Consider the following 25,381-nt stretch of genomic DNA (forward strand, 5'->3'; position numbering starts at 1 on the left):
TTGATGGAGTGTCCGGCATGGCATCGACCGAAGGCATATCGGGCAGTGGCGCGCGATATGACTCCCTTTACTTCGACTATGTGCACCATCCTTTCGAGCTTCCCCCGGAAATGCGCGGGGACGCGCCGGTGCACCAGGTGGTCGTCGCCGGCGCCGGGCCCGTCGGCCTGACCGTGGCGCTGGAGCTTGCCCGGCGCGGCATCGAGGTGGTGGTGCTGGAGGAAGACGACACCGTCAACCGGGGCAGCCGGGCGGTGGGCACCGCGCGGCGCAGCCTGGAGATCTTCGAGCGCATCGGCGCGGGCACGCGTTTCGTCGAGACCGGCGTGTCGTGGAAGGGCGGCCGCAGCTACTACCGGGACAAGCTGGTGCTGGATTTCCAGGTGCAGCAGGATCCGCGGCTCAAGCATCCACCCATGGTGTCGCTGGCGCAGTGCCACGTCGAGCAGTACCTGTACGAGGCGCTGCGCGCCTACCCCAACGTTTCCCTGCGCTGGTCGTCGCGGCTGGAGCATGTCGAACAGGACGGCGAACGGGTGACCGCCCGGGTCCATACGCCGTCCGGGTCCTACGCGTTGCATGCGCAGTGGCTGGTGGCGTGCGACGGCGGCCGTAGCGCGGTGCGCCGCTCGCTGGGCAAGGAGCTGCGGGGCAGCGTGTACGAAGGCCGCTACCTGATCGTCGACATCCAGATGCGCAGCAAGGAACCGCCCGGCCGGCGCGTCTGGTTCGACCCGCCGGCGTTTCCGGGGGCGACCATCATCATGCACAAGCAGCCCTTCGACATCTGGCGCATCGACTACCAGCTGTTGCCCGAAGAGGACCTGGAACGGGAGATCCAGCCCAAGCGGGTGCGCGAGCGGGTGACCGAATTCCTGGCGTCGATAGGCGAGACGGCGGATTGGCAGATCGACTGGATCAGCCCGTACCGCGCACACAGCCTGACGCTGGACGACTACCGCGATGGCCGCGTGCTGTTCGCCGGCGACGCCGCGCACCTGGTCCCCATCTTCGGCGCGCGGGGCATGAACGGCGGCGTGGACGACGCTCACAACCTGGGCTGGAAGCTGGCCTGGGTGGCGGCGGGACAGGCTCCGCCGGCCCTGCTGGATACCTATTCGATCGAACGCGTGGATGCGGCCAGGCAGAACATGGCACTGGCGGAGAAGAGCACGCGTTTCATGACGCCGCCCACGCGCGGGCACGCCGTCATGCAGGAAGCGGTGCTGTCGCTGGCGGTAAGCGAGCCCTTCGTGCGCGAGCTGATCAATCCTCGCCAGGTGACGGAACTGCGCATGACCGGTTCGTCGCTGCGTCTTGCCGACGATGGTTCGTTCGGCCACGGCCCCGCGCCCGGCGCCGTCTGCCCGAACCTGCCATGCGGCGCATCGGCCGGCGGGACGGTGTTCCTGCACGACAGGCTGGGTCGCGATTTCACGCTGCTGGCGTTCGGCGACGCTGGACTGGGCGACAAGTCGCGGCGCCTGGACGCGCTGCGCGCGTCGATGGGCGTGCCGTTCGGCATCGATGCCGTCGCGCTCGACGATGCCGGGATCGCCGGGGCGTTCGACGCCAGGCCGGGTACGGCCTACCTTGTGCGGCCCGACGGCCACGTGATGGCGCGGTGGCGTGCCTGGGAACCCGAAACGGTGTTGCCGTGCCTGGTGCGCGCGGTGCGCGGTAAAGAGGAGTTGGACCATGCTGGTTGAACAGACATTGCCCGCGGGGCTGCTGGAACGCAATTGGGAGGCGCTGGCCGTCGCGATGAACGCGGCCGGGCCGGACAAGGAGGCGGTCTTCCTGGCCAAGGTCGCCTTGATGTTGTCGTCCATGCTGGCCGATCCGGGCCGGCTGGCGCAGGTCATCGAGGTCGCACTGCGCGACCTGCGGCATGGGGAGCAGGCATGAGCACGGGCGACAAACGCATCGCCATCGCCGGCGCCGGCATAGGCGGCCTGGCCGCGGGGCTGGCCCTGCTCAAGCAGGGCTTCGACGTCGACATCTACGAACAGGCGGCCGAGCTGGGCGAGGTGGGTGCCGGCGTGCAGATCAGCCCCAACGGTACGCGGCTGCTCCAGGCATGGGGGCTGGGCGACGCCATGTTCGAACTGGGCACCCAGACCAGGGGCAAGGAGATCCGCGTCTGGAACACGGCGGACGCCAATCGCTACCTGGAGCTGGGCGCCGCGTCGGTATCGAAGTACGGCGCGCCCTACCTGACGTTCCATCGCGCGGACCTGCATGCGCTGCTGCTGGAAGCCGTGCGGCGGGAGAAACGCGACGCCATTCACCTGAACGCCGCCTTCGCGTCCCTGGGCACGGCTGACGGGGGCGCCGAGATGCGCCTGGCCTCGGGCCGGACCGTCCGGGCCGATGCGCTGATCGGCGCCGACGGCGTCCATTCCAAGGTGCGCCAGGCCTTGTTCGGTGCGGACCGGCCCCGGTTCACCGGCTGCATGGCCTGGCGTGGCCTGATCGACGCGAGCCGCCTGCCGGCATCGATCAACCGCACGGGCGGCGTGTCCTGGCTGGGGCCGACCGCGCACGTGCTGACCTATCCCATCCGCAAGGGACGGATGCTGAACTTCATCGGCATGGTGGACCGGGCGGACTGGACGGTCGAGTCATGGAACGCGCGCGGCACGATAGCGGAATGCCTGGCGGATTTCGAAGGCTGGCACGAGGACGTAATCGCCATGATCGAGCGCATCGAGGTGCCCTACAAATGGGCACTGATCGTGCGCGATACCCTGCCCGTCTGGGTGCGGGGGCACGTCGCCCTGCTGGGCGATGCCTGCCACAGCACGCTGCCCTTCATGGCCCAGGGCGCCAACATGGCGCTGGAAGACGCCATGGTGCTGGGCCGCTGCCTGCGCCGCACACCCGATGACATTCCGGCCGCGCTGGCCTCGTATGAACGGATGCGGGTCGAGCGGACCACGCGGATCGTGAACGAGTCGGCGGCCCAGATCACGCGCGTCCATGCGCCCGTGTTGGCCGAGGCCGGCGCCGCGCGGGAACACATCCGGCGCGAGTGGGAGCCGCACCGTGTCGAGGACCGCTACGACTGGGTCTATGGCTATGACGCCATCGAACAGCCTTTCGCCTAGGAGCGCCGCCATGTCTTCTTCCGCCGCCGACGATCTCGCCATACGGAGCCTGCGGCAGCGATGGGCCTTCCATCGCGACCAGGGCGATTTCGCCGGCATGGCCGGCTGCTTCCACCCCGAGGCGACCGCCAGCATCTCGTGGTTCAACGGCAAGGTCGCGGACCTGGTGCCGCTGCTGGCGGCCAGCGACGCGGCGCGCAAGCCCGGCGAACACGGCAAGCACTGGGTCGGGAACTGCCGCGTGGACCAGCGTGGCGACCGGGCCCTGCTGGAGTCCGACATGGCCATCCTGATCCGCGAGCACATCGACGGACAACTGTTCGACTACACCGGCTACTGCCGTTTCCTCGACCAGGTGGAACGCCGCGCCGGCAGGTGGGGCATCCTGCACTGGACGGCGATCTTCGACAAGGACCGCCTCGATCCCGCGCAGGGCGAGGCGCCCCCATGGCTGCGCGAGGTGGATCTGGCGGCCCCGGATGCCGGGCTGGCCTTCATGCGCCTGCGGCAACGCAAGAAGGGCCGCGACGTGTCCGCCTCGACGGTGGTGGGCGGCGGCCAGGCCGAGCAGCAATTGCGGCGCGCGGCCTGGGCATGGCTGGAGCGGCGCGATGGCCAGTGAACATTCCCCCTTGAACGATGAGTCCCGCGTGATGAATCCCTCCACTCTCTGGTACACCCGCTGCCCGGTGCCGACGGCGTTCGGCGTCGCCGTCGAGCGGGGCTTTCTCGATGCCGAACTGGCGCGCGACGGCATCGTGGCGCGTTCGCTCGCATCCAGCACCGACAACCAGGTCAGACAGTCGCATTTCCACCATTCCCAGCCCAACTCGTTCCGCCACGGCGGCAACGGCCCTCCGCTGGTGACCCGCTCGCGCGGCGGCCGGGTCAAGCTGATCGGCCTGTCGTGGAACGACAGCATCAAGCCCATGCTGGTCATGCCGGACAGCGGCATCGCCTCGGTGCGCGAACTGGCCGGCAGGAAGGTCTCGCTGCCGATACGCGCCGGCGATTCCATCGATTTCTGGAAGGCCTCGTCGCTGCGGGGCACCGAACTCGCGCTGGCGCGCGAGGGCATGACCATGGATGACGTGGCGATGACGCCGGTCTCGACCAACCGGACGTTCATGGACGGAGCGACGGCCTCCACCGCCCGGACGGCCACGCTGTGGGGCGCGCAATGCATGCTGGGCCACCAGCGCGAGGAAGCCTTCGCGCTGGTCCGGGGCGAGGTGGACGCGCTCTACAGCCAGGGCGCGATTGCCGCCGTGGTCATGGGGTTCACCGGCGCGGTGGCCATCGCCGACGCGGCCTCCAGTCCCGACCTGGCCGGTCGCGTGAACAACGATGCACCGCTGGCCCTGACCGTGAGCGAGGACCTGCTGGCCGAGCAGCCGGAACTGGTGGCGCGCTGCCTGGCCGCGGTCCTGCGCGCGGCCGCCTGGGCGGCGGCCAACGAGCGCGAGGCCAAGCGTGTCATCGCTGCCGACACCGGCCTGCCCGAGGAACTCGTGGACGCGGCCTTTCCGCAGGAGGTCCACCGCCAGCTCGAGGTCGACCTGCGTCCGGAGTGGGTGGAGGCGCTGCGGGTGCAACACGACCACTTGCTGCGGCATGGCTTCCTGGCCGCGCCCATCGACTTCGACCGTTTCGTCGACCATGGCCCGCTGCGGCGCGCCCGGGAAATCCTGGCCGGCGAAGCGGCCGTGTCCCAGTGAACAAAGACAAGGAGACCGCCATGCCCGAGGAATTCACCCGCTTCCTGACCCTGTTCGACCGGCTGGTCCGCTACTCCGACGACTGGGTGGCGCGCATGGACGCCGGCAAGATGGACTGGGCCCCGATCGAGAACGCCAGCACGCGCTTCGGCACGCGGGTGTCGCGCATCACCGTGCGCAGCCTGCTGATCCATACGGTGCTGGCCGAGCGCAACTGGGTGCGCGCCATCCCGGCCTGCGAGCCCGGTGGTGTCATTCCCCTGCCGAGCGATCCCGCCGCCGCGGCCCGTTTCGAACAGGGGGACCTGCGCGCGACGGCGCTTGCCCTGCACGACGAGAACCTCGAGGCGCTGGGCCGCTATACGCCAGCCGAGCTCGGCAAGAAGGTGCACTTCGTCGGCCGGGAATGGTCCGGCATGGGGCTGTTGTGGGGCATGTACGCCCACCGCGCCTTCCACGTCGGCAACATCGACATCTATCTGCGGCAGAGCGACGTGGTCGGGCCCGAGTTCTTCGAGTTCAACCCGGCCATCATGGCCTGATGCCGGTCTCTTTCCCTCTCTTGCGATCCTGACCCATGACCACTTCCCCCCTACGCATCGCGGGCCTGTGCGGCAGCCTGCGCAAAGCCTCCTACAACCGGCTGGCCCTGGAGGCCGCCGGCAGTCTCATGCCGGCCGGCATGGAGCTGTCGGTGCTCGACATCCGGGGCTTTCCCATGTTCGACGCCGACGTCCTGGCCGAAGGAATGCCCACTGCCGTCCGGAAAGTGCGGGAGGCCGTGCGCGGCGCGGATGCCGTGCTGATCGCCAGCCCGGAATACAACTTCTCGGTGTCCGGCGTCCTGAAGAATGCGATCGACTGGATTTCCCGCGGCGACGACCAGCCCTTCGCCGGCAAGCCGGTCGCCATCCTCAGCGCCACCCAGGGGCCGCTGGGCGGTGCGCGGTCACAGTACGACCTGCGCAAGATCATGGTCTTCCTGGACGCCCTGGTGCTGAACAAGCCCGAGGTCTTCATCGGCATGGCGCCGGGCAAGTTCGATGCGGCCGGCGCGCTGGCCGACGCCCCGACCCGGGAGATCCTGGGCCGGCAGATGGCCGCCCTGCAGGCGTTCGTGCAGTTCGTGCGGCGCGGGCGGACCCAGCCCTGACGGGCGGACGGCCGTCCTGCGTCCATATCGTTCCAACCGGAGAATGGCGATGTTCGGATTGATGAAGCGGTTGCTGCGGATCGGGGGCATGGCGATGGTGGGCCTGGCTACCGCGGGTGTCCATGCGCAGGGCTTTCCCGCCAAGCCCTTGCGGTGGATCGTCGGCTATCCGGCCGGCGGGGGCAGCGACAACGCGGTGCGGATACTGGCGGCCAGGCTGGCCGAGAAGCTGGGGCAGCCCGTCATCGTCGAGAATCATCCGGGCGCGGCCACCATCGTCGCGGCGGAAACGGCGGCCAAGTCCGCGCCGGACGGCTACACGCTGTTCTCGGTCGACAACGGCACGGTCGTCTTCAACCCCCTGCTCTACAAGAAACTGCCCTATGACCCATCGCGCGACTTCGCGCCGGTGGCCCTGTACGGCAAGTTTCCGTTGTTGCTGGTGGTGAATCCGCAGGTGGTGCCGGCCGACTCGGTCGCATCGCTGGTGCGCCTGGCCAAGGCGGCGGGCGGATCCATGGGGTATGCCTCGCCCGGCCTGGGCAGTCCGCAGCACCTGGCCGGCGAGCTATTCAAGGAGATGACCGGCGCGCCGCTGCTGCACGTCCCCTACAAGGGCACCGCGCCGCTGACCCAGGATCTGCTGGGCGGCCATATCGGCGTCTCTTTCATAGGCGTGCCCACCGGCATGCGGCAGGTCCAGGCGGGCAAGCTGCGCGCGCTGGGCGTGGCCGAGGCGTCCCGTCTGCCCTCGCTGCCCGAGATCCCGACCCTGGCCGAGGCCGGGGCGGGCGACATCGTGGCCTATGCCTGGCAGGGCGTGGTCGTGCCGGCGGGGACGCCTGCCGCTACCGTCGACCGGTTGTCGGCGGCCTTGCAGGCGATCGTCAAGAGCCCAGACGTCCAGGCACGCCTGCGCGAGATAGGCGTCGAGCCGATGGAGGGTGGCAAGGCCGACATGGCGGCCCTGACGGCCGGCGACCTGAAGCGCTGGGGGGACGTGATCCGCAAGCGGGGAATCACGCTGGAGCAATAGTGAGGGGATGTGCAAACCTGTATACAGATTTTCCACAGAAAAAGGCGATGATCAGAGATAAGGGGCAAAAATCCTAGGGTTTTCCCGCTATTTCCCTTGTTTTGATTCGGGAGCAAAATCAACCTGTATACAGATTTGATGATGCTCCGTTCCTCGCATGCGCCTAGCCGCTGCCACGGGCCGGGCTCCTGGAGGAAGACCATGTTTCTGAAGAACACCTGGTACGTCGCCTGTACCCCCGATGAAATCGCCGAAAAACCGCTGGGCCGCCAGATCTGCGGCGAACGCATGGTCTTCTACCGGGGCCAGGACGGCAAGGTGTCCGCGCTGGAAGACTTCTGCCCCCATCGCGGCGCGCCGCTGTCGCTGGGTTTCATCGACAAGGGCGAACTGGTCTGCGGCTACCACGGCCTGCGCATGAACCCGGACGGCACCTGCGCCGGCATGGTCGGGCAGCGCGTGCGCGCCTTCCCCAGCATCCGCAGCTACCCCGCCGTGGAACGCTACGGCTTCATCTGGGTGTGGCCGGGCGACGCCGAGCTGGCCGATCCCGCCAAGATCCACCACCTGGAATGGGCCGAGAGCCCCGACTGGGCCTACGGTGGCGGCCTGTACCACATCCATTGCGACTATCGCCTCATGATCGACAACCTCATGGACCTCACCCATGAGACCTACGTCCACGCCAGCAGCATCGGCCAGGCCGAGATCGAGGAATCGGCCCCGTCCACCAAGACCATCGGCGACGAGGTCGTGACCAGCCGCCACATGGAAAACATCAAGCCGCCCCCGTTCTGGGCCGCGGCGCTGCGCGGCAACGGGTTGGCCGACGACGTCCTGTGCGACCGCTGGCAGATCTGCCGCTTCACGCCGCCCAGCCACGTGCTGATCGAAGTGGGCGTGGCGCATGCCGGCAAGGGCGGCTACAACGCGCCGGCCGAGTTCAAGGCCTCGAGCATCGTGGTCGATTTCATCACCCCCGAGACCGAGACCTCGATCTGGTACTTCTGGGGCATGGCGCGCAACTTCAAGCCCAACGACGAACAGCTCACGGCCACTATCCGGGAAGGCCAGGGCAAGATCTTCGGCGAGGACCTGGACATGCTGGAAGCGCAGCAGCGCAACCTGACCGAGAACCCGGGCCGCAAGATCCTGAAGCTCAATATCGATGCCGGCGGCGTGCAGTCGCGCGTCGTGCTGGATCGCCTGCTGGCCGCGGAAGCCGCCGAACGGGCCAGCCGCATCGCGGCGTCCGCCGAAGCGGCAACGGCGCAGGCGGCCGCGGCGGGTTGAAGGGTAGTGTATTGAATCACGACCCGGCATAGACATGCCGGGTTTTTTTGCGCCTATCTATGGCGGCTGGCGCCTCGCCAGGATCTCCCCTGCGCGAGGTATAGTTCGAGCCACTACTCTACTCTAATAAGAGAGACCGATTACTCGACGCAGGGAGGGGGAATGAAAGATAGCGGGAGATGGGTGGCAACTGGCGCCATCGCGATGCTGTTGTCAGGATGTGCGACGACTTCTGTTTTGATACCGGAGGGGTATGGCGGTCCGATTGCCACAATCAAGGACAACGCCGTTTCGGAAACAAAGAATCGAGGCCAGTTTTTTTATGTGGCCGAAATCGACGGAAAGCGGGTGGATAATGCGCTTCAAACCACTCGGGTGGCGAACAGTGGCGCTGGCTTTGCGCTGAGCCCCGTTCCCTTTGCCAGAGAGGTCCCGGTTCGCCCGATGACTCTCAAGCTGCAGGCACGGGTCGCCTACGGCGCACCCCTTCAAGCCATGGCCAATGCGACTACGCTGTACACGGCGGAATCCGTTCTTACCTTCACTCCGGAGCCGAACAAGAATTATCTGGTGACAGGAGCGCTCAATGAGAGTCAGCAGCTTGTCTGGCTTCAGGATGAGCAGGGAAACAAGCTGGCAGCAGATGCTCCGGCATCCAAGTGACGGAGCCGCCCGTGAATACTGTGAATAGAGTTTTCCCGCTGCCGTTTCCTGGTTTCAAGTCGATCGCCTGCACGGCGTTCGCGATCATGGCGGCAGGTTGTACCTCTCATCCATTGGTACAGGATTACGCCCCGCCGGTCTCGAGTTGCTGCGCCCGGGCTCAGGAGATCGCCTATTCGGAGTTGCCATTCGGTGGGAAGGTGGATATCGCTTTTGCTCCGTCATCGCCTACGTATGTGATCGAAGGTAAGCCGCGTCATGTTGGCGGCGTTCGTATTCCGTCAGCAGTCGACCCCTCTTCCTTGATTGTCACTACATATGGTTCTACGACTTATTTGCCGATGGCGACGGCCGTGGTGCCCGATTTCATTTTCCTAGATGAAGCCTTCCAGATCGTCGGTCGCGCTGTCGCGGATTATTCAGATTATCGGGGGCCGCTTGCCTCGGGCTCTTTCGGGCTCCAGACCCGGGTGCTGGTACCGGCAAAGACCCGCTATGTCATTGTTACGCCCGGACAGCCTACCCAAACCAAGCCCATAGGCTATGGAGGTGTGGGCCAGCGTTACTCCATGCCGCCCGCCGCGCTTGGCGAGATCTCATTGCAGTTGTACGGTCATTCGTGAAGCGAACGACGGGGTGCTTCTCCAGAAGCGCCCCGTTCCCCGTTATTGCTCCCTCCCCTGCAACGCCAGCGGATACTCGCCCCGGATCCGCCTGACCGCATCCTGCACGCCATTCCAGGCCGGCTGGCCGGTGAAGGACTCGCGCATGAACTGCACCACCGCCGCGACCTGCGCATCGTTCAGCGCATACGCATAGCCCGGCATGTGGCCGCCCCGCGGGTTGCCCGCATCGTGCTGGGTGCCGTTCAGGACGTAGCGGATCACGTTGTCGGGCTGGTCCAGGTTCAGCGAGGTGGCCAGCCACAGCGGCGGCTGGGCGCCGAACAGGTCGGGTCCGCCGGGACCGGGATGGTGGCAGGCCGCGCACGCGTTGGCGTAGATGCGGGCGCCCAGCGTGTCGGTGGTGGCCACGGCGGCCTGCGCCGCCGCCTCGCGCTGCGGCGGCGTGGGGCCGGTCTTGCCCTGGCCGGCCCCGGCCATCTGGCTGGCGATGTAGGTGGCCAGCGCACGGGTGTCGGACTCGGCGATCTGCGAGGTGCCGACGCGTACCACCGGGGTCATGGATGCGCCGGCCGCGCCATGCTGGTCCGAGTAGCCGGCGCGCAGGTAGTCGAACAGGGCCTGTTCGGTCCACGGTATCGGCGCCTTGGAGGACCCATTGAGCGCCGGGGCGATCCAGCCTTCGGCTTGGCCGCCGCCCAGGTGGTCCTTTCCGCTTTTTTCGGCGCCCAGCGCGTTGCGGGGCGTATGGCAGGCGCTGCAGTGGCCCAGCGCGACCGCCAGGTACTGGCCGCGGTTCCAGGCTTCCGATTCCGAGGCCACCTTGGCGACCGGATCGCGGTCCAGGAACAGCAGGTTCCACCCGGCCATCAGCATGCGCTGGTTGAAGGGGAACGGCAGATGGGTTTCCTGCGGCTGGTTGCGGACCGGCGGCTGGCTCATCATGTAGGCGTACAAGTCATGCATGTCCTCGTCGCTCATCTTGGTGAACGAGGTGTACGGGAAGGCCGGGTAGAGGTGCGTGCCGTCGCGGGCGATGCCGCGTCGCATGGCCCGCTCGAAGGCCTCGAACGACCATCCGCCTATGCCGGTCTCGGTATCGGGCGTGATGTTGGTCGAGACGATGACGCCGAAGGGCGTCTCCATGTGGAACCCGCCGGCGTTGGCCTGCCCGCCCGGCGCGGTATGGCAGACGACGCACATGCCGGCGGCTGCGACTTCCTGGCCGCGCCGGACTTGTTCTTCGGGGAATTGCCTGGTATCCACCGTCGCGGTGGGGATCTCCGGCTCATGCGCGATCAGCGCTGCGCCGGCCGCGACGACGACCAGCAGGATCACGATGGTCAGCAACCACTTGGCGGCGCGGCTCATTATTTGGTCTCCTTGTTGGCGGCGGCAAGGGCGGCCCGCACGCGTTCGGGCGTGAAGGGCGCTTCACGCAGGCGCAGGCCGGTGGCGTCGAAGATCGCGTTGGCGATGGCGGCGGGACCGGGAACGGACGCCGATTCGCCGGAGCCCAACGGCGGATTGCCGTTGGGCGGCATCAGTACCACGTCGACCTCGGGCAGCTCGGTGAACTTGAGGATGGGATAGGCGCCCCATTCCAGGCTGGAGACGCCGTTCTGGTCGAAGCTCACGCTTTCCTTCAGCGTGCGGCTGACGGTCTGGATGACGTTGCCTTGCACCTGGTGGCGCACGCCGTCGGGATTGATCATCAGGCCACAGTCCTGGCCCGCCACGACGCGGGTCACCCGTACCTTGCCGGTGTCCAGGTCGACCTCGACGTCGGCCACCCAGGCGCACCACGAGGCGCCCACGCCGGGGAAGGTGCCGTGCACGTACTGGTGCTGGGAGACGCCGCGGCCCTTGACGACGCCTTTGGTCGGGCGCTCGGCCGGCGCCTTGCGCGGCTGCCAGCCGGCCTTCTCGGCCACGGCCTTGAGCAGCGCGATGGGGCGCGGGTCCTCCATGAAGCGCAGGCGGAACTCGACCGGGTCGGCGCTCTCCTTGGCCGCGAGCTCGTCCATGAAGGATTCGTGGGCGAAAACGTTGGGCAGCGCGGCCACGCCGCGCATCCACGACGCGCGCACGATAGGCGCCATGTCCAGCGCCACGATGTCCAGGTCCGAGGCGCGGTACTGCGGGATGGCGGTGCGGTCGCCCATCTCGAACACCGTGGCCTCGGCCTTCTCTTTGCCCATCAGCAGCGAAGCCAGCAGCGGCGCGCCGTTGGAGGGATAGCGGGTGCCGAAGCGGTAGACCAGCGAATCGGAGCCGGCGATGCCGCCGTGCACGTCCATGGTCTGGGCCGTACCCTTGGGCTCCCAGGCGTGCTCTTCCTCGCGCATGTATTGCACGCGCACCGGCTGGCCCAGCTCGCGCGCCAGCACCGCGGCATCGGCCGAAGCGTCGTCGGCGCAGTTGCGGCCGTAGCAGCCCGAGGCCTCCATCCGCACGACGCGGATGCGGTCTTCCGGGATGTCGAGCATCTTGGCGATGTCGCTGTGCAGGTTATGGGGGTTCTGGCTGCCGCTCCAGACAGTCAGCTTCTGGTCCTTCCAGTCGGCCACGCCGCAGGACGGGCCGATGGAGCCGTGCATCTGGTAGGGCCACACGTAGGTCGCCTTCACCGTGTTCCTGGCCGATGCCAGAGCCTTGTCCGGGTCGCCCTTCCTGGCCAGGGGGCGCTGCTTGGAAGGCTGGGAGGCGAGCGCGTCGGTGAGCGAGGCCATGGAGCCCAGCGCCGGCGGCGCCTTCCATTTCACCTTCAGCAGGCGCGAGGCCAGGATGGCGTCTTCCTCGCGGCGCGCGACGACAGCCACGAAGTCCTTGATGACGACGACTTTCACCAGGGACTTCACCTTGGCCACCGAGGACTCGTCCACCGATTCCAGGCTGGTAGCCACCATGCCGCCCGAGTCGCGGCCCAGGTAGGGCGGCCGCACGATGCGCGCGTGCAGCATGCCCGGCAGGCGCACGTCGTGGACGTAGGTCAGCTTGCCGGCGACCTTGGCGGGAATGTCGACGCGCGGCACGGGGCTGCCGACGATGGTGTATTCCGAGACCGGCTTGAGCGGAACGTCGGCCGCCAGCGGCACCGACAGTGTCTTGTTCTCGATCAGTTCGCCGTAGGAGGCCAGGCGCTCGCCGCTGGCGCGCAGTACCTGGCCGTTGCGGGTGACGAGCGAGGAGACCGGCACGTCGTGGCGGCGCGCCGCCTCTTCCAGCAGGAATTGCCGGATCTGCGCCGCGGCCTTGCGCATGGGCACGGCCGACGCCTGTACCGAGTTGCTGGCGATGGTGGGACCCTGGTTGGGCGTCGCGTCGGTGTCGCCCAGCACCATGGTGACCTGGCTCATGCCGACGTCCAGTTCTTCGGCCACGATCTGCATGAACGCCGTGCGGATGCCGGTGCCCAGGTCGACGTGGCCGTTGCAGGCGCGGACGGTGCCGTCGGCCATCAGTTGCACATAGGCCGAGACGAGGGTCTTGTCCACCAGTTGCGAGCCGGCATCGGTGGCCGGGCCGGCGGCGGCCATGCCGCGCTTGACCAGGGCGGGGAACGTGAAAGTGACCGCGAGGCTGCCGGTGGCCGCCAGGAACTGGCGGCGCGAGAGGCGCGGGGCGTGCGAAGTCGTCTTCATTGCGCGCCCTCCGCCATGGCGGCCGTCATGGGCGCGGCCTTGCCTTGCAGTTCGGCGGCCCGCTGCACCGCCTTGATGATCTCGATGTGGGTGCCGCAGCGGCACAGGTTGTAGGCCAGCGCCTGCTTGATCTCGTCCACCGTGGGGCGCGGATTGCGGTCCAGCAGCGCCCGCGCGGCCATGATCATGCCGTTGATGCAGTAGCCGCACTGGGCGGCGTTTTCTTCGATGAACGCCTGCTGCACGGGATCGAGGGCGTCGCCCTTGGCCAGGCCCTCCAGGGTGACGATGGGGTTGCCCTGCACGCTGCCAGCGGGGATCAGGCATGAGCGCGCGGCCTTGCCGTCGATCAGCACCGTACAGGCGCCGCATTCGCCCAGTCCACAGCCGAATTTCGGTCCGTTCAAGGCCAGATCATTGCGCAGGATGTAGAGCAGCGGGGTGTCCTTGTCGGCTTCGACGGAATGCTCTCCGCCGTTCACCTGGAGTTTTAACGATGCCATGTTCGTTTCCTGTGTTGGTGGCGTTCAACCGGCCGGCTCGCAACGCGATGCGGAGCCACCATTACCCTAGCTGGACCATGGGCTGGCGAGGACACATAGGTGTGTCGACTTGTTGCCGGAGGGCCGTCTCGCGCGGACGGCGTCGCTGGAAAAACCTAGGGTTTACACTGATCTGGACGTAAATGCAAACCGAGTGGCCGGTAATTAATGGCAGCAAGGAGCGGGACCGCGCCTTGACCGCCCGGCTCGCACCGGCCTCAGCGCGTCATCGATTGCGTGACGTGGCGCCGGAAGTCCGCCAGCTTGGCCTTGAGCGCGCGCCGGTTGTCCGGGCCCATGCGCAGCAGGATCTTCTGCCCCGAGGTAAGCGATTCCAGGGCGGGGTCGGAGTATTCGTAACTTACCCACGGACGCTGGAGTTCCTTGGGGCCTTTCACCTCGGGCAGGTTCACGGCCACGGGCTCGGCCGGATCGGGCGTGGCCAGCAGCGTGTCGATCACGGCCACCAGGCGGTCGTTGAAGTAGCCGCGCGGATAGCCCAGGTCCTCGTAGGCCTTCTGGAACTGGGGATAGAGCTGCTTGTAGAGCGCGGCCGCCTTGTCGGTGCCGACGGCCGTGACGGCGGCCACGAAGGGCCGGTAGCGGTTGTAGTTGGCGGCGGCGATGCGTTCGCCGGGCGCCGCGCCCTCGACGGCGAAGCGGCCCTGCGTGGGGTTGAGCGGCCAGACCCGCGGGGGCGCGTGCGGGCGGGCGAGATTGTCCACCGTGGCCACCGCGCGCTGGATGAAATGATCCAGGTTGAAGAAAGACAGCACGGCATCCCGGCCCAGGAGGCCGGTCATGGCCACGGTGATGTCGGGCGCGGCCGGCGGCTCGGCCGTCTCGGCGGCGGGGGGCGGTTCGATGGGGTGCTGGATCTCCGGCTCGGGCGGCGGCGGCGCGGGCGGTTCGGCGGATTCCGCGGCCGCCGGAGGAGACTCCGCCACAGACGTCGGCGGCTCTGGCTGTGGCCGCAGCCACAGGTAAAGGCCGGTGCCGATGGCTGCCAGGGCCAGCACCACGACGAGGGAAGACAGTCGGTTCATGGCGTGCCTATGTCGATTGAGTCCGGAAACACTGTACCAGCCGCGCGGAAGGGTTCACAGGCCGGTACGGGGTAGTTGCCGCATCGGCATCCCCGCGTGCGGAAAAGGCACGGAAGCCACGCCGCCATTTTTGTGTATTCTCGAAGATCGCAGCCTGCAACCGCCTTTCCCCCAACTCCACTGGATTCCCCATGTCTGACAGTCAAGCCCAACAGAACAAGGCGCCGGTGCGCCAAGAGCGTCACGACAACGTCGGCGTCATCGTGATCGACCGCCCCGAGCGGAAGAATGCCCTGAATGCCGAGGTCAAGGCCACGCTGGTGCGCTACCTGCGCGAGTTCGAGCAGGACCCGGCCATCGGCTGCATCGTGCTGACCGGCGCCGGCGGCTATTTCGTCGCGGGCTCGGACATCGTCGAGATGTCCACCATGCAGCCCACGGACCACGCCCTGCAGGGCGGCGACCAGGTATTCCACGTGCTGCGCGGGCTGGGCAAGCCGGTCATCGCGGCGGTCGAGGGTTTCGCGCTGGGAGGCGGATGCGAGCTGGCGCTGGCCTGCGACATCATCATCGCGGCCGAGGGCGCGAGCTTCGGCCAGCCCGAGATCAAGGTCGGCATCATTCCCGGCGGCGGCGGCACGCAGCGCCTGCTGCGCTCGGCGGGCAAGTACAAGACGCTGCTGTGGTCGCTGACGGGCGATCGCATCCCGGCCAGGACGGCCTATCACTCCAACATGGTCAGCGAACTCGTGCCCGACGGCACCGCGCTCGAACGCGCCCTGGCCATCGCGCGCCAGATCTGCGCCATGCCGCCGCTGGCGGTGCGCGCCATCCGCGATGCCGTGCGGCTGGGAGCGGACGCCAGCCTGGAAGCCGGGCTGGCCATCGAGCGCCGCGCCTTCGAGCGGCTGTTCGACAGCCAGGACCAGAAGGAAGGCATGCGCGCCTTCATCGAGAAGCGCGCCCCGGTGTTCAAGGGACGCTGATTCCCGCCGCCGCCGTGGCCGCTCGGGCCGCGGCGGCTCCGCTTTCCGCCCGGCCGATTCGCCGGCCGTCTTTTCATCCCTTCTCTTCCCTTCTCTTTCGTCCCGGCCCGTGACGACCCGCGCCGTCGTCCGCGCCGTCCCGAGCGCGTCGCCTCGGTTTCGAACATTGAATCATCATTCAAGGTTGAGTGAATTGATTCAACATTCAAGATTGAACGCCCGGATGCCAGTCCCTATCATGGCCCCGCCAACGAAACGGCCCGCTGCGTGACGCCTCTCGCCTCGCGCGGCGCGGACCACAGCGAGGAGACATGATGAAACATCCCTATCGCGCGGCGTTCGCCGCGGCGCTCATCGGTTGTTGCGCGGCCGCCGCCGCGTCCGCCCAGGACTATCCCAGCAAGCCCATACGCATCATCGTGCCGCTGCCGCCGGGCGGCTCGAACGACGTGCTGGCCCGCGTGCTGGGCGAGGAAATGTCGAAGACGCTCGGCCAGCCCTTCGTGGTGGAGAACAAGCCTGGCGCCGCCGGCAACATAGGCACCGACCAGGTGGCCAAGGCCAGGCCCGACGGCTATACGCTGGGAATCGCGCCCAACCAGACCGTGGCCGTCAACCCCGCGCTGTATCCCAAGCTGCCCTTCGACGTGCAGAAGGACCTGATGGGAATCGGCCTGATGGCCACGCTGCCCATGACGCTGGTCGTGCCCAGCCAGTCGAAGGCCGGTTCGATCGAGGAACTGATTGCCATGGCCAAGGCCGAGCCAGGCAAGCTGACCTATGCGTCGGCCGGTTCAGGCAGCCCGCAGCACATGTCGGCCGAGATCTTCCAGTCGCTGACTTCCACCCAGATGACCCACGTGCCCTACAAGGGCTCGAACCCGGCGCTGGTGGACGTGCTGGCGGGCACGGTGGACGTCATGTTCTGCCCCATCAATTCCGCGTTGCCCTACATCCAGAACGGCCGCCTCAGGGCGCTGGGCGTGACGGGTGCGCAGCGGCTGCAGACGCTGCCCGAGGTGCCCACCATTGCCGAGAAGGTGCCGAATTTCGCGAGCGACATCTGGATCGGGTTGATCGCGCCCGCCGGCACGCCGCCCGATATCGTGCAGAAGCTGAACGCCGAGCTGAACCGCGCGCTGAAGATGCCGGCGGTGCAGGCCAAGCTGGCCGAGCAGGGCATACAGGCCGCCACCAGCACGCCGGCCGAGCTGGACCGGATGATGCGCGACGACCGCAAGCGCTGGGCCGAGGTCATCAAGCGCGCCAACATCCGCGTCGATTGAATCTTCTCTCCGCCTTTTTCTTCATACACAGGAAACACCATGAAGTCCTCCACCGAATCGCTGGTGCGACGCGATGAACCCCAGCCGTGGGAACACGACGGCGTGGCATGGGGCAGCGACAGGATCGCCGACCTGCTGCGCGAGCTGGACATTCCCTATCTGATCCTGAACCCGGGGTCGAGCTATCGCGGCCTGCACGACAGCCTGGTCAACCACCTGGGCAACCGCCAGCCGCAGATGATCGTGGTGCTGCACGAAGAGCACGCGGTCGCCATCGCGCACGGCTATGCCAAGGTGACCGGCAAGCCGCTGGGCGCTGCGCTGCATGCGAACGTGGGCCTGATGCACGGGTCCATGGCCATCTACGATGCCTGGGTGGACCGCGCGCCGGTGATCATCCTGGGTGCGACCGGGCCGGTGGATGCGGCCAAGCGCCGGCCGTGGATAGACTGGATCCATACCGCGCAGGACCAGGGCGCCCTGGTGCGGCACTTCGTCAAGTGGGACGCCCAGCCCGCGTCCGTGCCCGCCGCGCTGGAAGCCCTGCTGCGCGCCCGCCAGATCGCGACCACGGCGCCGCACGGCCCGGTATACGTCTGTCTGGATGCGGCGGTGCAGGAGGCGCGCTGCGACGAGGACATCCCGCTGCCCGATCCCGCCCGCTACCTGCCGCCGCCGCCCGCCCGGCCGGCGGACGAGCAGGTGCGGCAGGCCGCGGCCTGGCTGTCGCAGGCGAAGCGCCCCGTCATCCTGGCCGGACGGGTGTCGCGCTCCGAGGAAGGCTGGGCCGCGCGCGTGCGCCTAGCCGAGACCCTGCGGGCGCAGGTGCTGACCGACCTGAAGGTGGGCGCCGCCTTCCCCACCGATCATCCGCTGCATGCAGCGCCCAGCGGCATGTTCCTGCATCCCGAGGCGCAGAAGGTGCTGCGCGAGGCCGACGTGGTGCTGAGCCTGGACTGGCTGGACCTGGCGGGTACGCTCAAGCAGGCCTGGGGCGCCGACCCGGTGGGCAGCCGCGTCATCCAGGTGTCGGTGGACCACTACAGCCACAACGGCTGGAGCATGGACCACCAGGGCCTGCCGCCGGTCGATCTCTTCCTGTTGTCCGAACCCGAACCCGCGGTCGCGCTGCTGAACGAACACGTGACGCCGCGCCGCGAGCAGGCGCCTGCGGCGGCGCCGGTGCGGCGCCCCGAAATACCCGGAGACCCGGCCGCGCCCATGACCGTGCCCACCGTGGCCGCCGTGTTGCGCAAGGTGCTGGGCGATGCGCCGACGTGCCTGACGCGCCTGCCGCTCAGCTGGAGCGGCGAGTTCTGGGACTTCCGGCATCCGCTGGATTTCGTCGGCTACGACGGCGGCGGCGGCGTGGGCTCGGGCCCCGGCATGGCGATCGGATCGGCGCTGGCGCTCAAGGGCGGCGATCGCCTGCCGGTAGCGCTGATCGGCGACGGCGACTACATGATGGGCGTGAACGCGCTGTGGACGGCCGCCCATGCCGGCATCCCCATGTTGATGATCGTCTGCAACAACCGCTCGTTCTTCAACGACGAGGTCCACCAGGAACGCGTGGCGCGCCAGCGCGGCCGGCCGGTCGAGAACCGCTGGGTAGGACAGCGGATCGACGAGCCCGCCCCCGACCTGGCGGCGATCGCGCGGGCACAGGGGCTGATCGGCATCGGGCCGGTCCGGCGCGCGGACGAGCTCGAGCGCGTCCTGGCCGAGGCCGTCGCGACGGTCAGGCAGGGCGGCATCGTGGTCGTCGATGCCATCGTCCAGCCCGGCTACAACCCCGCCATGACCGCGGGCCTGACCCGTTCCAGCCACTAGCTTCCGCTTTTTTCAAGAGAGTCTTCCATGCGTGCTCACGAGATCCCCCCGGGCATACTTCCCACCCGGCGCAGCCTGTACTACGGCGGCGCCTGGCACGAACCGGCCTCCGGCCTGTATGCCGACACCATCAATCCCGCCTATGACGAAGCCATCACCCAGGCTCCGGTGGCGGGCGCGGACGACGTGGACGCCGCCGTGCGCGCGGCCCAGGCCGCGTTTCCGGCCTGGGCCAGCCTGCCGCCCGCGCGCCGGGCCGACTACCTGCGCCGCGCCGCCGCCGTCCTGCGCGAACACGCGCTGCCGCTGGCGCAGCTCGATTCGCTGAACAACGGGAATCCCGTCTCCGCCCTGTTGAACGATGCCGGTTTCGCCGCCGACGGCCTGGAGTACTTCGCCGGCCTGGCCGCCGAGGTCAAGGGCGAGACGATACCCATGGGCGACGGCAACCTGAACTACACCGTGCGCGAGCCCATGGGCGTGATCGCCCGCATCGTCGCCTACAACCATCCGCTGATGTTCGCGGCGCTGCGCATCGCGGCGCCGCTGGCCGCGGGCAACACGGTGGTGGTCAAGGCGCCCGACCAGGCGCCGCTGTCCATCATCCGGCTGGCCGAGCTGGTGGGCGACATCTTCCCGCCGGGCGTGGTGAACTTCCTGTGCGGCGGCCGCGAATGCGGCGACGCCATGTCGCGGCATCCGCTGGTGCGCAAGGTCACGCTGATCGGCGGCGTGCCGACCGGCAAGGCGGTCATGGAGACGGCGGCCCGCGACTTGAAGCCCGTGCTGCTGGAGCTGGGCGGCAAGAACGCGCTGATCGCCTATCCGGATGCCGATCTCGACAAGCTGGTGCAGGGCATCATCGGCGGCATGAACTTCACCTGGTCGGGCCAGAGTTGCGGCTCCACCAGCAGGGTCTTCCTGCACGAGTCCATCCACGACCGCGTGCTCGAGGCCGTGGCCCGCCTGCTGCCCGAGCGCCACAAGCCCGGCATCCCCATCGACCCGGCCACCACCATGGGGGCGCTGGTCAGCCGGGCGCAATTGCAGAAGGTCGAGGGCTTCGTCGCTTCCGCCCTGGAGGAAGGGGCGCGGCTGGTGAGCGGTGGCAAGCGGCCCGCCGACCCCGCGCTGGCGCAAGGGTTCTTCTTCGAGCCGACGGTGTTCGCCGACGTGCAGCCGCACATGCGGCTGGCGCGCGAGGAAGTCTTCGGTCCCATCCTGTCGGTCTTCAAGTGGCGCGACGAGGATGCGCTGTTCGAGCAGGTGAACGGCGTCGATTTCGGGCTGACGGGATCGATCTGGACCCGCGACCTGGACACGGCACACCGGGCCGCACGGCGCATGACGACGGGCTATGTGTGGATCAACAACACCAGCCAGCATTTCCTGGGCGCGCCCTTCGGCGGCGTCAAGCAGTCGGGCATCGGCCGCGAGGAATGCTTCGCCGAATTGCTGGAGTTCACCTACACCAAGAACGTGAACGTCAAGCTGGGCTGATCATTGCTGCTCGAAGCGGGCGAACCGCCGGTCGATGAACTGGCGCTCGCTCGCCAGGTCGTCCACGCGCGCCTGGGGCGGGCCCTGGCGCATCCATTCGAGCATCTGGTCGACCTGGTCGGGCGTGCCCTGCACCAGCGCCTCGACCGAGCCGTCGTCATTGTTGCGCACCCAGCCGCCCACGCCTACCAGGTGGGCGCGCCGGACCGTGGCCAGGCGATAGCCGACGCCCTGGACCCTGCCGGTCACGCGGACGAGTACGGTTTCCAGGGGGGCGGTGCTGTCGAGTTCTTGCATGGATCGATTCGAAAATGGCTGGGGAATCGAGTCTACCAGCGGAAAACGTGCCCGCCGGCGTTGGATCAGATAAGGCTTCGTGCGGAATAATGTCGTCATGACCGCATCCGCTTCTTCCCCTTCCCTGAGTCCCGGCCTCGTCTGGCTGATGTCCATCGCCACCGGCTTGACCGTGGCGGCCAATTACTATGCCCAGCCGTTGCTGCACGTGATCGCCGGCGACCTCGGCCTGTCCGTGCCCGAGGCCGGCTCCATCGTGACGGCGGCCCAGGTCAGCTACGCGGTGGGACTGTTCCTGCTGGTCCCGCTGGGCGATCTGCTGGACCGGCGCAACCTGATCTTCGTGATGACGCTGCTGGCCGCCGGCGGGCTGTGCGCCAGCGCGCTGGCCGGCAACCTGCCGGTCCTGCTGGCCGGCACGACCGTGGCCGGGCTGTTCTCGGTGGTCGCCCAGGTGCTGGTGCCCTTCGGCGCCACGCTGGCGGCGCCGAACGAACGCGGCAGGGTGGTGGGCACGCTGATGAGCGGCCTGCTGCTGGGCATCCTGCTGGCGCGCACCTTCGCGGGACTGGTGGCGGCGCTGGGCAACTGGCGCCTGGTCTACGGGATCGCCGCGCTCCTGATGGCCGCGCTGGCCTTCATCCTGCGCCGCTCGCTGCCGCACCATCCGGCGCAGGCGGCCGGCATGCCGTATCCCCGGCTGATCGCATCGATCGCGGCGCTGTTCGCCCAGGAGCCGGTGTTGCGCACCCGTGCCCTGCTCGGCGCCCTGACCTTTTCCAGCTTCGCCATGTTCTGGACGTCGCTGGCCTTCCTGCTGTCGGCGCCGCCGTTCGGCTATTCCACCTTCACCATCGGCCTGTTCGGCCTGGCGGGCGCGGCCGGCGCGCTGGCGGCCGCCCGGGTGGGGCGGCTGGCCGACCGCGGCAGGGGCGAGACCGCCACGCGCTTCGGCCTGGCGGTGCTGCTGGTGTCGTGGCTGCCCATCGTGCTCGGCCAGTATTCCGTGGCGCTGCTGGTGGTCGGCGTGATCCTGATGGACCTGGGCGCGCAGGCCTCGCACATCAGCAACCAGAACGCCATCTATCGCATCCGCCCCGAGGCGCGCGGCCGCCTGACGGCGGCCTACATGACGAGCTACTTCATCGGCGGCTCGCTGGGCTCGCTGGCATCGGCCTGGCTATACGCGCATGCCGGCTGGCATGGCGTGTCGATCGGCGGCGCCGTGGCCGCGCTGGCCGCCGCGGCGGCCTGGACCCTGCGGCCGCGCGCATCCAGGGCCGTATCCCCGTCCGCCCGCTAGCGGCGCGTGTTGCCGCCCCTTACAGGCGCGCGCCGCGCGCCATGCTAGCCTGTGTCGGATTCTTCCCGGACGACGAACATGGCCGATTCCATCCCCCAGCAGCGCTGGGCCGTGCTGCGGGCCGCGCGGCTGATCCCCGTCCTGCGCTACCAGGACGCCGAGACCGCCCTTTACGCCGCGCAGGTGGCTTTGCGCGCCGGCTGCCGGGGCATCGAGCTGACCTGGACCATTCCCGGCGTGCTGGATGTCCTGCGATCGCTGCGGACCGAGGCCGAACGGGCCGGCCACGCGGACGTGCTGATAGGCGTGGGCACCGTGCTGGATGCCGAGCAGGCCCGCTCGGCCCTGGAAGCGGGCGCCGATTTCCTGGTCGCGCCGGGCGTCGTGCCGGCGCTGGTGGAACTGGCGGGCGCGGCGGGCGCCCTGAGCATGCTGGGCGCGTTCACGCCCACCGAGATCCTGGCGGCGAAGGCGGCCGGCGCCGACGTGGTGAAGATCTTTCCCGCCGGCACCGGCGGCCCGGGCCACCTGGCGGCGGTGAAGGCGGTCTTCCCCGACACGCTGTTCTGCCCGACCGGGGGCGTGACGCGCGAGAACATGTCCGCCTATTACCGCGCCGGCGCCGATATCGTCGGCATGGGCAGCAACCTGTTCGACAAGGCGCGGCTGGCCGCGCGCGACACCGAGGCGCTGGTGGCGTCGCTCCAGGCCACGCTCCAGGACGCCGCGGCCGCCTGACCGGATCGAATCAGGTGGCCTGCTCCGCGGCCTGGTAGGGCTTGAGCTCGTCGCCGCCCGCGGTGCTTTCCTGCTGCCGGCGCCACATGGCCGCATAGGCCCCGTCCAGCGTCAACAACTGGTGATGGCGGCCGCGCTCCACCACCCGGCCGCCGTCCAGCACGATGATCTCGTCGGCGTCGATGATGGTGGACAGGCGGTGGGCGATGGTCAGCGTGGTGCGTCCGCGGCTGACCTCGCGCAGGTTGCCCTGGATCTCGCGTTCGGTGTGCGTGTCCAGCGCGCTGGTGGCCTCGTCGAATACCAGCACCGCCGGCCGCTTCAGGATGGTGCGGGCGATCGCCACGCGCTGCTTCTCGCCGCCGGAGAGCTTCAGTCCGCGTTCGCCCACCACGGTCTGGTAGCCGTCGGGCATGGCCAGGATGAAATCGTGGATGTGGGCCAGGCGCGCGGCTTCCTCGATCTCGGTCTGGGTCGCGCCCGGGCGCCCGTAGGCGATGTTGTAGTAGATGGTGTCGTTGAACAGCACGGTGTCCTGCGGCACGATGCCGATGGCCGCGCGCAGGCTGGACTGGCTGATCTTGCGGATGTCCTGGCCGTCTATCAGGATCGCGCCGCCGCTGACGTCGTAGAAGCGGAACAGCAGCCGGCTCAGGGTGGACTTGCCCGCGCCCGACGAGCCCACCACGGCCACCGTCCTGCCCGCGGGTATGGTGAAGCTGACGTCCTTCAGGATCAGGCGCCGCGGATCATAGCCGAACACCACGTGGCGGAACTCGACGGTGGCGCCGTCCACGCGCAGGTCGGGCGCGCCGGGCTCGTCGGCGATCTCGCGGTCTTCCGACAGCAGCTCGAACATGCGGTCCATGTCGATCAGCGATTGCTTGATCTCGCGGTAGACGAAGCCGAAGAAGTTCAGCGGCTGGTAGAGCTGTAGCAGGTAGGCGTTGACCAGCACGAAGTCGCCGATGCTCAGGCGGCCGGCGACGATGCCGCGCGCCGCCATCCACATCACCACGGTCAGGCCGACCGAGATGATCGCGGCCTGGCCGATGTTCAGCAGCGACAGGCTGACCTGGCTCTTGACCGCCGCGCGCTCGTAGCGGCCCAGCGCGTGGTCGTAGCGCCGCGCCTCGTGTTCCTCGTTGCCGAAGTACTTCACGGTCTCGTAGTTGAGCAGGCTGTCGATGGCCTTGGTGTTGGCCTCGGAGTCGGTCTCGTTCATCTGGCGCCGGAACTTCGTGCGCCATTCGGTGACGAGCAGCGTGTAGGCGATGTACAGCACCACCGTGACCAGGGTCGCCAGCGCGAACCAGGCGTCGAACATGTGCCACAGGATCACGGTGACCAGCCCGATCTCGAACAGCGTGGGCAGCACGTTGAACAGCATGTAGGACAGCAGCGTGCTGATCGCCCGCGTGCCGCGCTCGATGGAACGCGTGAGCCCGCCGGTCTGGCGGGCCAGGTGGAAGCGCAGCGCCAGCCCGTGCAGGTGGCGGAACACCTGCAGGCCGACGACGCGGATGGCGTTCTGCGCCACGCGCGCGAACACCGCGTCGCGCAGTTCCGAGAACACCAGCGACAGGACGCGGGCGCCGCCGTAGGCCAGGATCATCCCCACCGGGATGGCCAGCGCGGCGGCCGCCGTGCCGCCCAGGGCGTCCACCGCCGACTTGTAGAAGATGGGGACGTAGACGTTGGCGACCTTGGCGGCGACCAGCAGTGCCAGGGCGGCCACGATGCGCAGGCGCAGCCGGGGCGCGTGGGCCGGCCACAGGTAGGGGAGCAGGGTGCGCAGGGTGGCCAGGCCGCCGCCGGGGCGGCGCGCAGGAGCAGGTGTGTTCAAAGCGTGTTTCCAGGAAGCAATGTTGGCAACGATACGCCTGTTCGGATATCCAGGCTCGTTTACCCCATGGGGATGCGCCGACGCGGGGGCGGCGACGGCAGCCGTTTGCGTTGTCTCAGCCGGCGAGAATTCCGTTTGACCGCTTCCCGCCCGGATTCCAGTATTCGCACGACAAACCACCCGGGAAAAGGGGAGACAACCATGGAATCAGACATTTCTGGCGTTCGCGCGCGCCGGCGCGCATGCCGCGTGCTGGCCTGCCTGCCGGTCCTGGCATGCGCCGCGCTGTTCGTGGGCGCGGTGCCGGCGGCGGCCGAGCCTTTCGACGGTGGCCGCGTGACCATCGTGGTGTCCGGCCGTGCCGGCAGCTCGTTCGACAACGCCGCGCGACTGGTGGCCGAACCCTTGTCCAAGGAGTGGGGCGTGCCGGTGGTCGTGGACAACCGCGCCGGCGCTTCCGGCGTCATCGGCGCCGCCCACGTGGCCAAGTCGCCGCCCGACGGCCGCACCATGCTGCTGGGCACCACACCCTACGTGCAGGCGCCGCACCTGCTGCGCTCGGCCGGCTACGACCCGGTGGCCAGCTTCGTGCCGGTGGCCCAGCTCTTCACCGCCCAGCTTTGGCTGGGCGTGAACGCCGGGCTGCCCGTCAAGACAGTCAAGGAGTTCGCCGCGTACGCGGCGCGGCCTGGCGCCCAGTTGTCGTTCAGAGGTGGCTCCGGTTGTTTGGACAGTATTTTGAGATTTTAAGTGGAACGCTCCGGGCA

At 68.4% G+C, this 25,381-nt stretch carries 24 protein-coding genes; 18 read left to right on the forward strand and 6 right to left on the reverse strand.

Translation table 11 applies throughout. The annotated features are described in order from the left end of the window. Window positions 1–17 precede the first annotated feature (17 nt). From R4823_RS00205 to R4823_RS00255, 11 genes are all read left to right on the forward strand, one after another. Entirely contained in the window at window positions 18–1,709 is a 1,692-nt protein-coding gene (locus R4823_RS00205) for an FAD-dependent oxidoreductase (RefSeq protein ID WP_165963254.1), read from the forward strand. After that, the gene (locus R4823_RS00210) at window positions 1,699–1,908 is read left to right on the forward strand and encodes a DUF2783 domain-containing protein (protein WP_087838997.1); all 210 of its coding nucleotides are present in this window, start codon (window positions 1,699–1,701) and stop codon (window positions 1,906–1,908) included. The genes R4823_RS00205 and R4823_RS00210 overlap by 11 nt, the downstream gene beginning before the upstream one ends. After that, a complete protein-coding gene (locus R4823_RS00215) occupies window positions 1,905–3,110 on the forward strand; it encodes an FAD-dependent monooxygenase (RefSeq protein WP_087838996.1) in 1,206 nt (401 codons plus the stop codon). The genes R4823_RS00210 and R4823_RS00215 overlap by 4 nt, the downstream gene beginning before the upstream one ends. A gap of 10 nt (window positions 3,111–3,120) precedes the next feature. Continuing rightward, entirely contained in the window at window positions 3,121–3,732 is a 612-nt protein-coding gene (locus R4823_RS00220) for a nuclear transport factor 2 family protein (protein WP_165963255.1), read from the forward strand. Between the two features lie 31 nt (window positions 3,733–3,763). Continuing rightward, window positions 3,764–4,828 carry an ABC transporter substrate-binding protein gene (locus R4823_RS00225; RefSeq protein ID WP_176400735.1) on the forward strand — a complete coding sequence of 355 codons (1,065 nt, stop codon included), beginning with the start codon at window positions 3,764–3,766 and terminating at the stop codon, window positions 4,826–4,828. A gap of 20 nt (window positions 4,829–4,848) precedes the next feature. Beyond that, window positions 4,849–5,370: a DUF664 domain-containing protein gene (locus tag R4823_RS00230; RefSeq protein ID WP_132980250.1), complete on the forward strand. Its 522-nt coding sequence runs from the start codon at window positions 4,849–4,851 to the stop codon at window positions 5,368–5,370. Window positions 5,371–5,405: 35 nt separating this feature from the next. After that, complete coding sequence (locus R4823_RS00235; RefSeq protein ID WP_132980251.1) at window positions 5,406–5,981, forward strand: NAD(P)H-dependent oxidoreductase; 576 nt, start codon at window positions 5,406–5,408, stop codon at window positions 5,979–5,981. Window positions 5,982–6,030: 49 nt separating this feature from the next. Beyond that, window positions 6,031–7,017: a tripartite tricarboxylate transporter substrate binding protein gene (locus R4823_RS00240; RefSeq protein ID WP_165963257.1), complete on the forward strand. Its 987-nt coding sequence runs from the start codon at window positions 6,031–6,033 to the stop codon at window positions 7,015–7,017. Window positions 7,018–7,218: 201 nt separating this feature from the next. Beyond that, complete coding sequence (locus R4823_RS00245) at window positions 7,219–8,310, forward strand: aromatic ring-hydroxylating dioxygenase subunit alpha (protein ID WP_132980252.1); 1,092 nt, start codon at window positions 7,219–7,221, stop codon at window positions 8,308–8,310. Between the two features lie 162 nt (window positions 8,311–8,472). Then, entirely contained in the window at window positions 8,473–8,973 is a 501-nt protein-coding gene (locus R4823_RS00250) for a hypothetical protein (RefSeq protein WP_132980253.1), read from the forward strand. A gap of 11 nt (window positions 8,974–8,984) precedes the next feature. Next, window positions 8,985–9,596 (forward strand): hypothetical protein, encoded by a 612-nt coding sequence (locus R4823_RS00255; protein ID WP_279820109.1) that lies wholly within the window; start codon window positions 8,985–8,987, stop codon window positions 9,594–9,596. A gap of 42 nt (window positions 9,597–9,638) precedes the next feature. Here R4823_RS00255 and R4823_RS00260 read toward each other — a convergent pair whose 3' ends face one another. The 4 genes from R4823_RS00260 to R4823_RS00275 all read right to left on the reverse strand — a co-directional run bounded on the left by R4823_RS00260 (window position 9,639) and on the right by R4823_RS00275 (window position 14,828). Beyond that, window positions 9,639–10,967 (reverse strand): cytochrome c, encoded by a 1,329-nt coding sequence (locus R4823_RS00260; RefSeq protein WP_279820106.1) that lies wholly within the window; start codon window positions 10,965–10,967, stop codon window positions 9,639–9,641. After that, a complete protein-coding gene (locus R4823_RS00265; protein ID WP_338617017.1) occupies window positions 10,967–13,240 on the reverse strand; it encodes a molybdopterin cofactor-binding domain-containing protein in 2,274 nt (757 codons plus the stop codon). The genes R4823_RS00260 and R4823_RS00265 overlap by 1 nt, the downstream gene beginning before the upstream one ends. Further along, entirely contained in the window at window positions 13,237–13,743 is a 507-nt protein-coding gene (locus R4823_RS00270) for a (2Fe-2S)-binding protein (RefSeq protein WP_087838986.1), read from the reverse strand. Before R4823_RS00270 ends, R4823_RS00265 begins: the two co-directional genes overlap by 4 nt. A gap of 257 nt (window positions 13,744–14,000) precedes the next feature. Continuing rightward, window positions 14,001–14,828 carry a DUF3014 domain-containing protein gene (locus R4823_RS00275; RefSeq protein WP_132980255.1) on the reverse strand — a complete coding sequence of 276 codons (828 nt, stop codon included), beginning with the start codon at window positions 14,826–14,828 and terminating at the stop codon, window positions 14,001–14,003. 191 nt (window positions 14,829–15,019) lie between these two features. Between R4823_RS00275 and R4823_RS00280 the strand changes: the two genes are divergently transcribed. The 4 genes from R4823_RS00280 (at window position 15,020) to R4823_RS00295 (ending at window position 20,430) form a co-directional block, all read left to right on the forward strand. Next, window positions 15,020–15,814: an enoyl-CoA hydratase-related protein gene (locus tag R4823_RS00280; RefSeq protein ID WP_087838984.1), complete on the forward strand. Its 795-nt coding sequence runs from the start codon at window positions 15,020–15,022 to the stop codon at window positions 15,812–15,814. Window positions 15,815–16,125: 311 nt separating this feature from the next. Beyond that, window positions 16,126–17,100 (forward strand): tripartite tricarboxylate transporter substrate binding protein, encoded by a 975-nt coding sequence (locus R4823_RS00285; RefSeq protein WP_087838983.1) that lies wholly within the window; start codon window positions 16,126–16,128, stop codon window positions 17,098–17,100. A gap of 39 nt (window positions 17,101–17,139) precedes the next feature. Next, window positions 17,140–18,930: a thiamine pyrophosphate-binding protein gene (locus R4823_RS00290; protein WP_132980256.1), complete on the forward strand. Its 1,791-nt coding sequence runs from the start codon at window positions 17,140–17,142 to the stop codon at window positions 18,928–18,930. 27 nt (window positions 18,931–18,957) lie between these two features. Further along, entirely contained in the window at window positions 18,958–20,430 is a 1,473-nt protein-coding gene (locus R4823_RS00295; RefSeq protein ID WP_087838981.1) for an aldehyde dehydrogenase family protein, read from the forward strand. Here R4823_RS00295 and R4823_RS00300 read toward each other — a convergent pair whose 3' ends face one another. Continuing rightward, on the reverse strand, window positions 20,431–20,727 hold the full coding sequence (locus tag R4823_RS00300) for an acylphosphatase (protein WP_087838980.1): 297 nt from the start codon (window positions 20,725–20,727) through the stop codon (window positions 20,431–20,433). 97 nt (window positions 20,728–20,824) lie between these two features. On the opposite strand from R4823_RS00300, the gene R4823_RS00305 reads away from it, so the two are divergent. Then, window positions 20,825–22,030, forward strand: coding sequence for an MFS transporter (locus R4823_RS00305; protein ID WP_087838979.1), 1,206 nt, complete (start codon window positions 20,825–20,827; stop codon window positions 22,028–22,030). 78 nt (window positions 22,031–22,108) lie between these two features. Then, window positions 22,109–22,768: a bifunctional 4-hydroxy-2-oxoglutarate aldolase/2-dehydro-3-deoxy-phosphogluconate aldolase gene (locus R4823_RS00310; protein ID WP_087838978.1), complete on the forward strand. Its 660-nt coding sequence runs from the start codon at window positions 22,109–22,111 to the stop codon at window positions 22,766–22,768. A 10-nt stretch (window positions 22,769–22,778) separates the two neighbouring features. Here R4823_RS00310 and R4823_RS00315 read toward each other — a convergent pair whose 3' ends face one another. After that, the gene (locus R4823_RS00315; protein WP_243724604.1) at window positions 22,779–24,614 is read right to left on the reverse strand and encodes an ABC transporter ATP-binding protein/permease; all 1,836 of its coding nucleotides are present in this window, start codon (window positions 24,612–24,614) and stop codon (window positions 22,779–22,781) included. A gap of 201 nt (window positions 24,615–24,815) precedes the next feature. Here R4823_RS00315 and R4823_RS00320 point away from each other — a divergent pair, with 201 nt between their 5' ends. Next, window positions 24,816–25,364, forward strand: coding sequence for a tripartite tricarboxylate transporter substrate-binding protein (locus tag R4823_RS00320; RefSeq protein ID WP_165963260.1), 549 nt, complete (start codon window positions 24,816–24,818; stop codon window positions 25,362–25,364). Window positions 25,365–25,381: the final 17 nt, after the last annotated feature.

The organism is Pigmentiphaga sp. CHJ604 (assembly GCF_036972535.1).
GTDB lineage: Bacteria > Pseudomonadota > Gammaproteobacteria > Burkholderiales > Burkholderiaceae_B > Pigmentiphaga > Pigmentiphaga daeguensis.

Excerpts from the sequence above, each read along its gene's own strand:
- R4823_RS00270 (WP_087838986.1), bottom strand. The coding sequence starts at position 13,743 with ATGGCATCGTTAAAACTCCAGGTGAACGGCGGAGAGCATTCCGTCGAA.
- R4823_RS00235 (WP_132980251.1), top strand. The coding sequence starts at position 5,406 with ATGACCACTTCCCCCCTACGCATCGCGGGCCTGTGCGGCAGCCTGCGC.
- R4823_RS00285 (WP_087838983.1), top strand. The coding sequence starts at position 16,126 with ATGATGAAACATCCCTATCGCGCGGCGTTCGCCGCGGCGCTCATCGGT.
- R4823_RS00205 (WP_165963254.1), top strand. The coding sequence starts at position 18 with ATGGCATCGACCGAAGGCATATCGGGCAGTGGCGCGCGATATGACTCC.
- R4823_RS00225 (WP_176400735.1), top strand. The coding sequence starts at position 3,764 with ATGAATCCCTCCACTCTCTGGTACACCCGCTGCCCGGTGCCGACGGCG.
- R4823_RS00220 (WP_165963255.1), top strand. The coding sequence starts at position 3,121 with ATGTCTTCTTCCGCCGCCGACGATCTCGCCATACGGAGCCTGCGGCAG.
- R4823_RS00275 (WP_132980255.1), bottom strand. The coding sequence starts at position 14,828 with ATGAACCGACTGTCTTCCCTCGTCGTGGTGCTGGCCCTGGCAGCCATC.
- R4823_RS00280 (WP_087838984.1), top strand. The coding sequence starts at position 15,020 with ATGTCTGACAGTCAAGCCCAACAGAACAAGGCGCCGGTGCGCCAAGAG.
- R4823_RS00240 (WP_165963257.1), top strand. The coding sequence starts at position 6,031 with ATGTTCGGATTGATGAAGCGGTTGCTGCGGATCGGGGGCATGGCGATG.
- R4823_RS00230 (WP_132980250.1), top strand. The coding sequence starts at position 4,849 with ATGCCCGAGGAATTCACCCGCTTCCTGACCCTGTTCGACCGGCTGGTC.
- R4823_RS00215 (WP_087838996.1), top strand. The coding sequence starts at position 1,905 with ATGAGCACGGGCGACAAACGCATCGCCATCGCCGGCGCCGGCATAGGC.
- R4823_RS00290 (WP_132980256.1), top strand. The coding sequence starts at position 17,140 with ATGAAGTCCTCCACCGAATCGCTGGTGCGACGCGATGAACCCCAGCCG.
- R4823_RS00245 (WP_132980252.1), top strand. The coding sequence starts at position 7,219 with ATGTTTCTGAAGAACACCTGGTACGTCGCCTGTACCCCCGATGAAATC.
- R4823_RS00300 (WP_087838980.1), bottom strand. The coding sequence starts at position 20,727 with ATGCAAGAACTCGACAGCACCGCCCCCCTGGAAACCGTACTCGTCCGC.
- R4823_RS00295 (WP_087838981.1), top strand. The coding sequence starts at position 18,958 with ATGCGTGCTCACGAGATCCCCCCGGGCATACTTCCCACCCGGCGCAGC.
- R4823_RS00310 (WP_087838978.1), top strand. The coding sequence starts at position 22,109 with ATGGCCGATTCCATCCCCCAGCAGCGCTGGGCCGTGCTGCGGGCCGCG.
- R4823_RS00260 (WP_279820106.1), bottom strand. The coding sequence starts at position 10,967 with ATGAGCCGCGCCGCCAAGTGGTTGCTGACCATCGTGATCCTGCTGGTC.
- R4823_RS00305 (WP_087838979.1), top strand. The coding sequence starts at position 20,825 with ATGACCGCATCCGCTTCTTCCCCTTCCCTGAGTCCCGGCCTCGTCTGG.
- R4823_RS00265 (WP_338617017.1), bottom strand. The coding sequence starts at position 13,240 with ATGAAGACGACTTCGCACGCCCCGCGCCTCTCGCGCCGCCAGTTCCTG.
- R4823_RS00210 (WP_087838997.1), top strand. The coding sequence starts at position 1,699 with ATGCTGGTTGAACAGACATTGCCCGCGGGGCTGCTGGAACGCAATTGG.
- R4823_RS00250 (WP_132980253.1), top strand. The coding sequence starts at position 8,473 with ATGAAAGATAGCGGGAGATGGGTGGCAACTGGCGCCATCGCGATGCTG.
- R4823_RS00320 (WP_165963260.1), top strand. The coding sequence starts at position 24,816 with ATGGAATCAGACATTTCTGGCGTTCGCGCGCGCCGGCGCGCATGCCGC.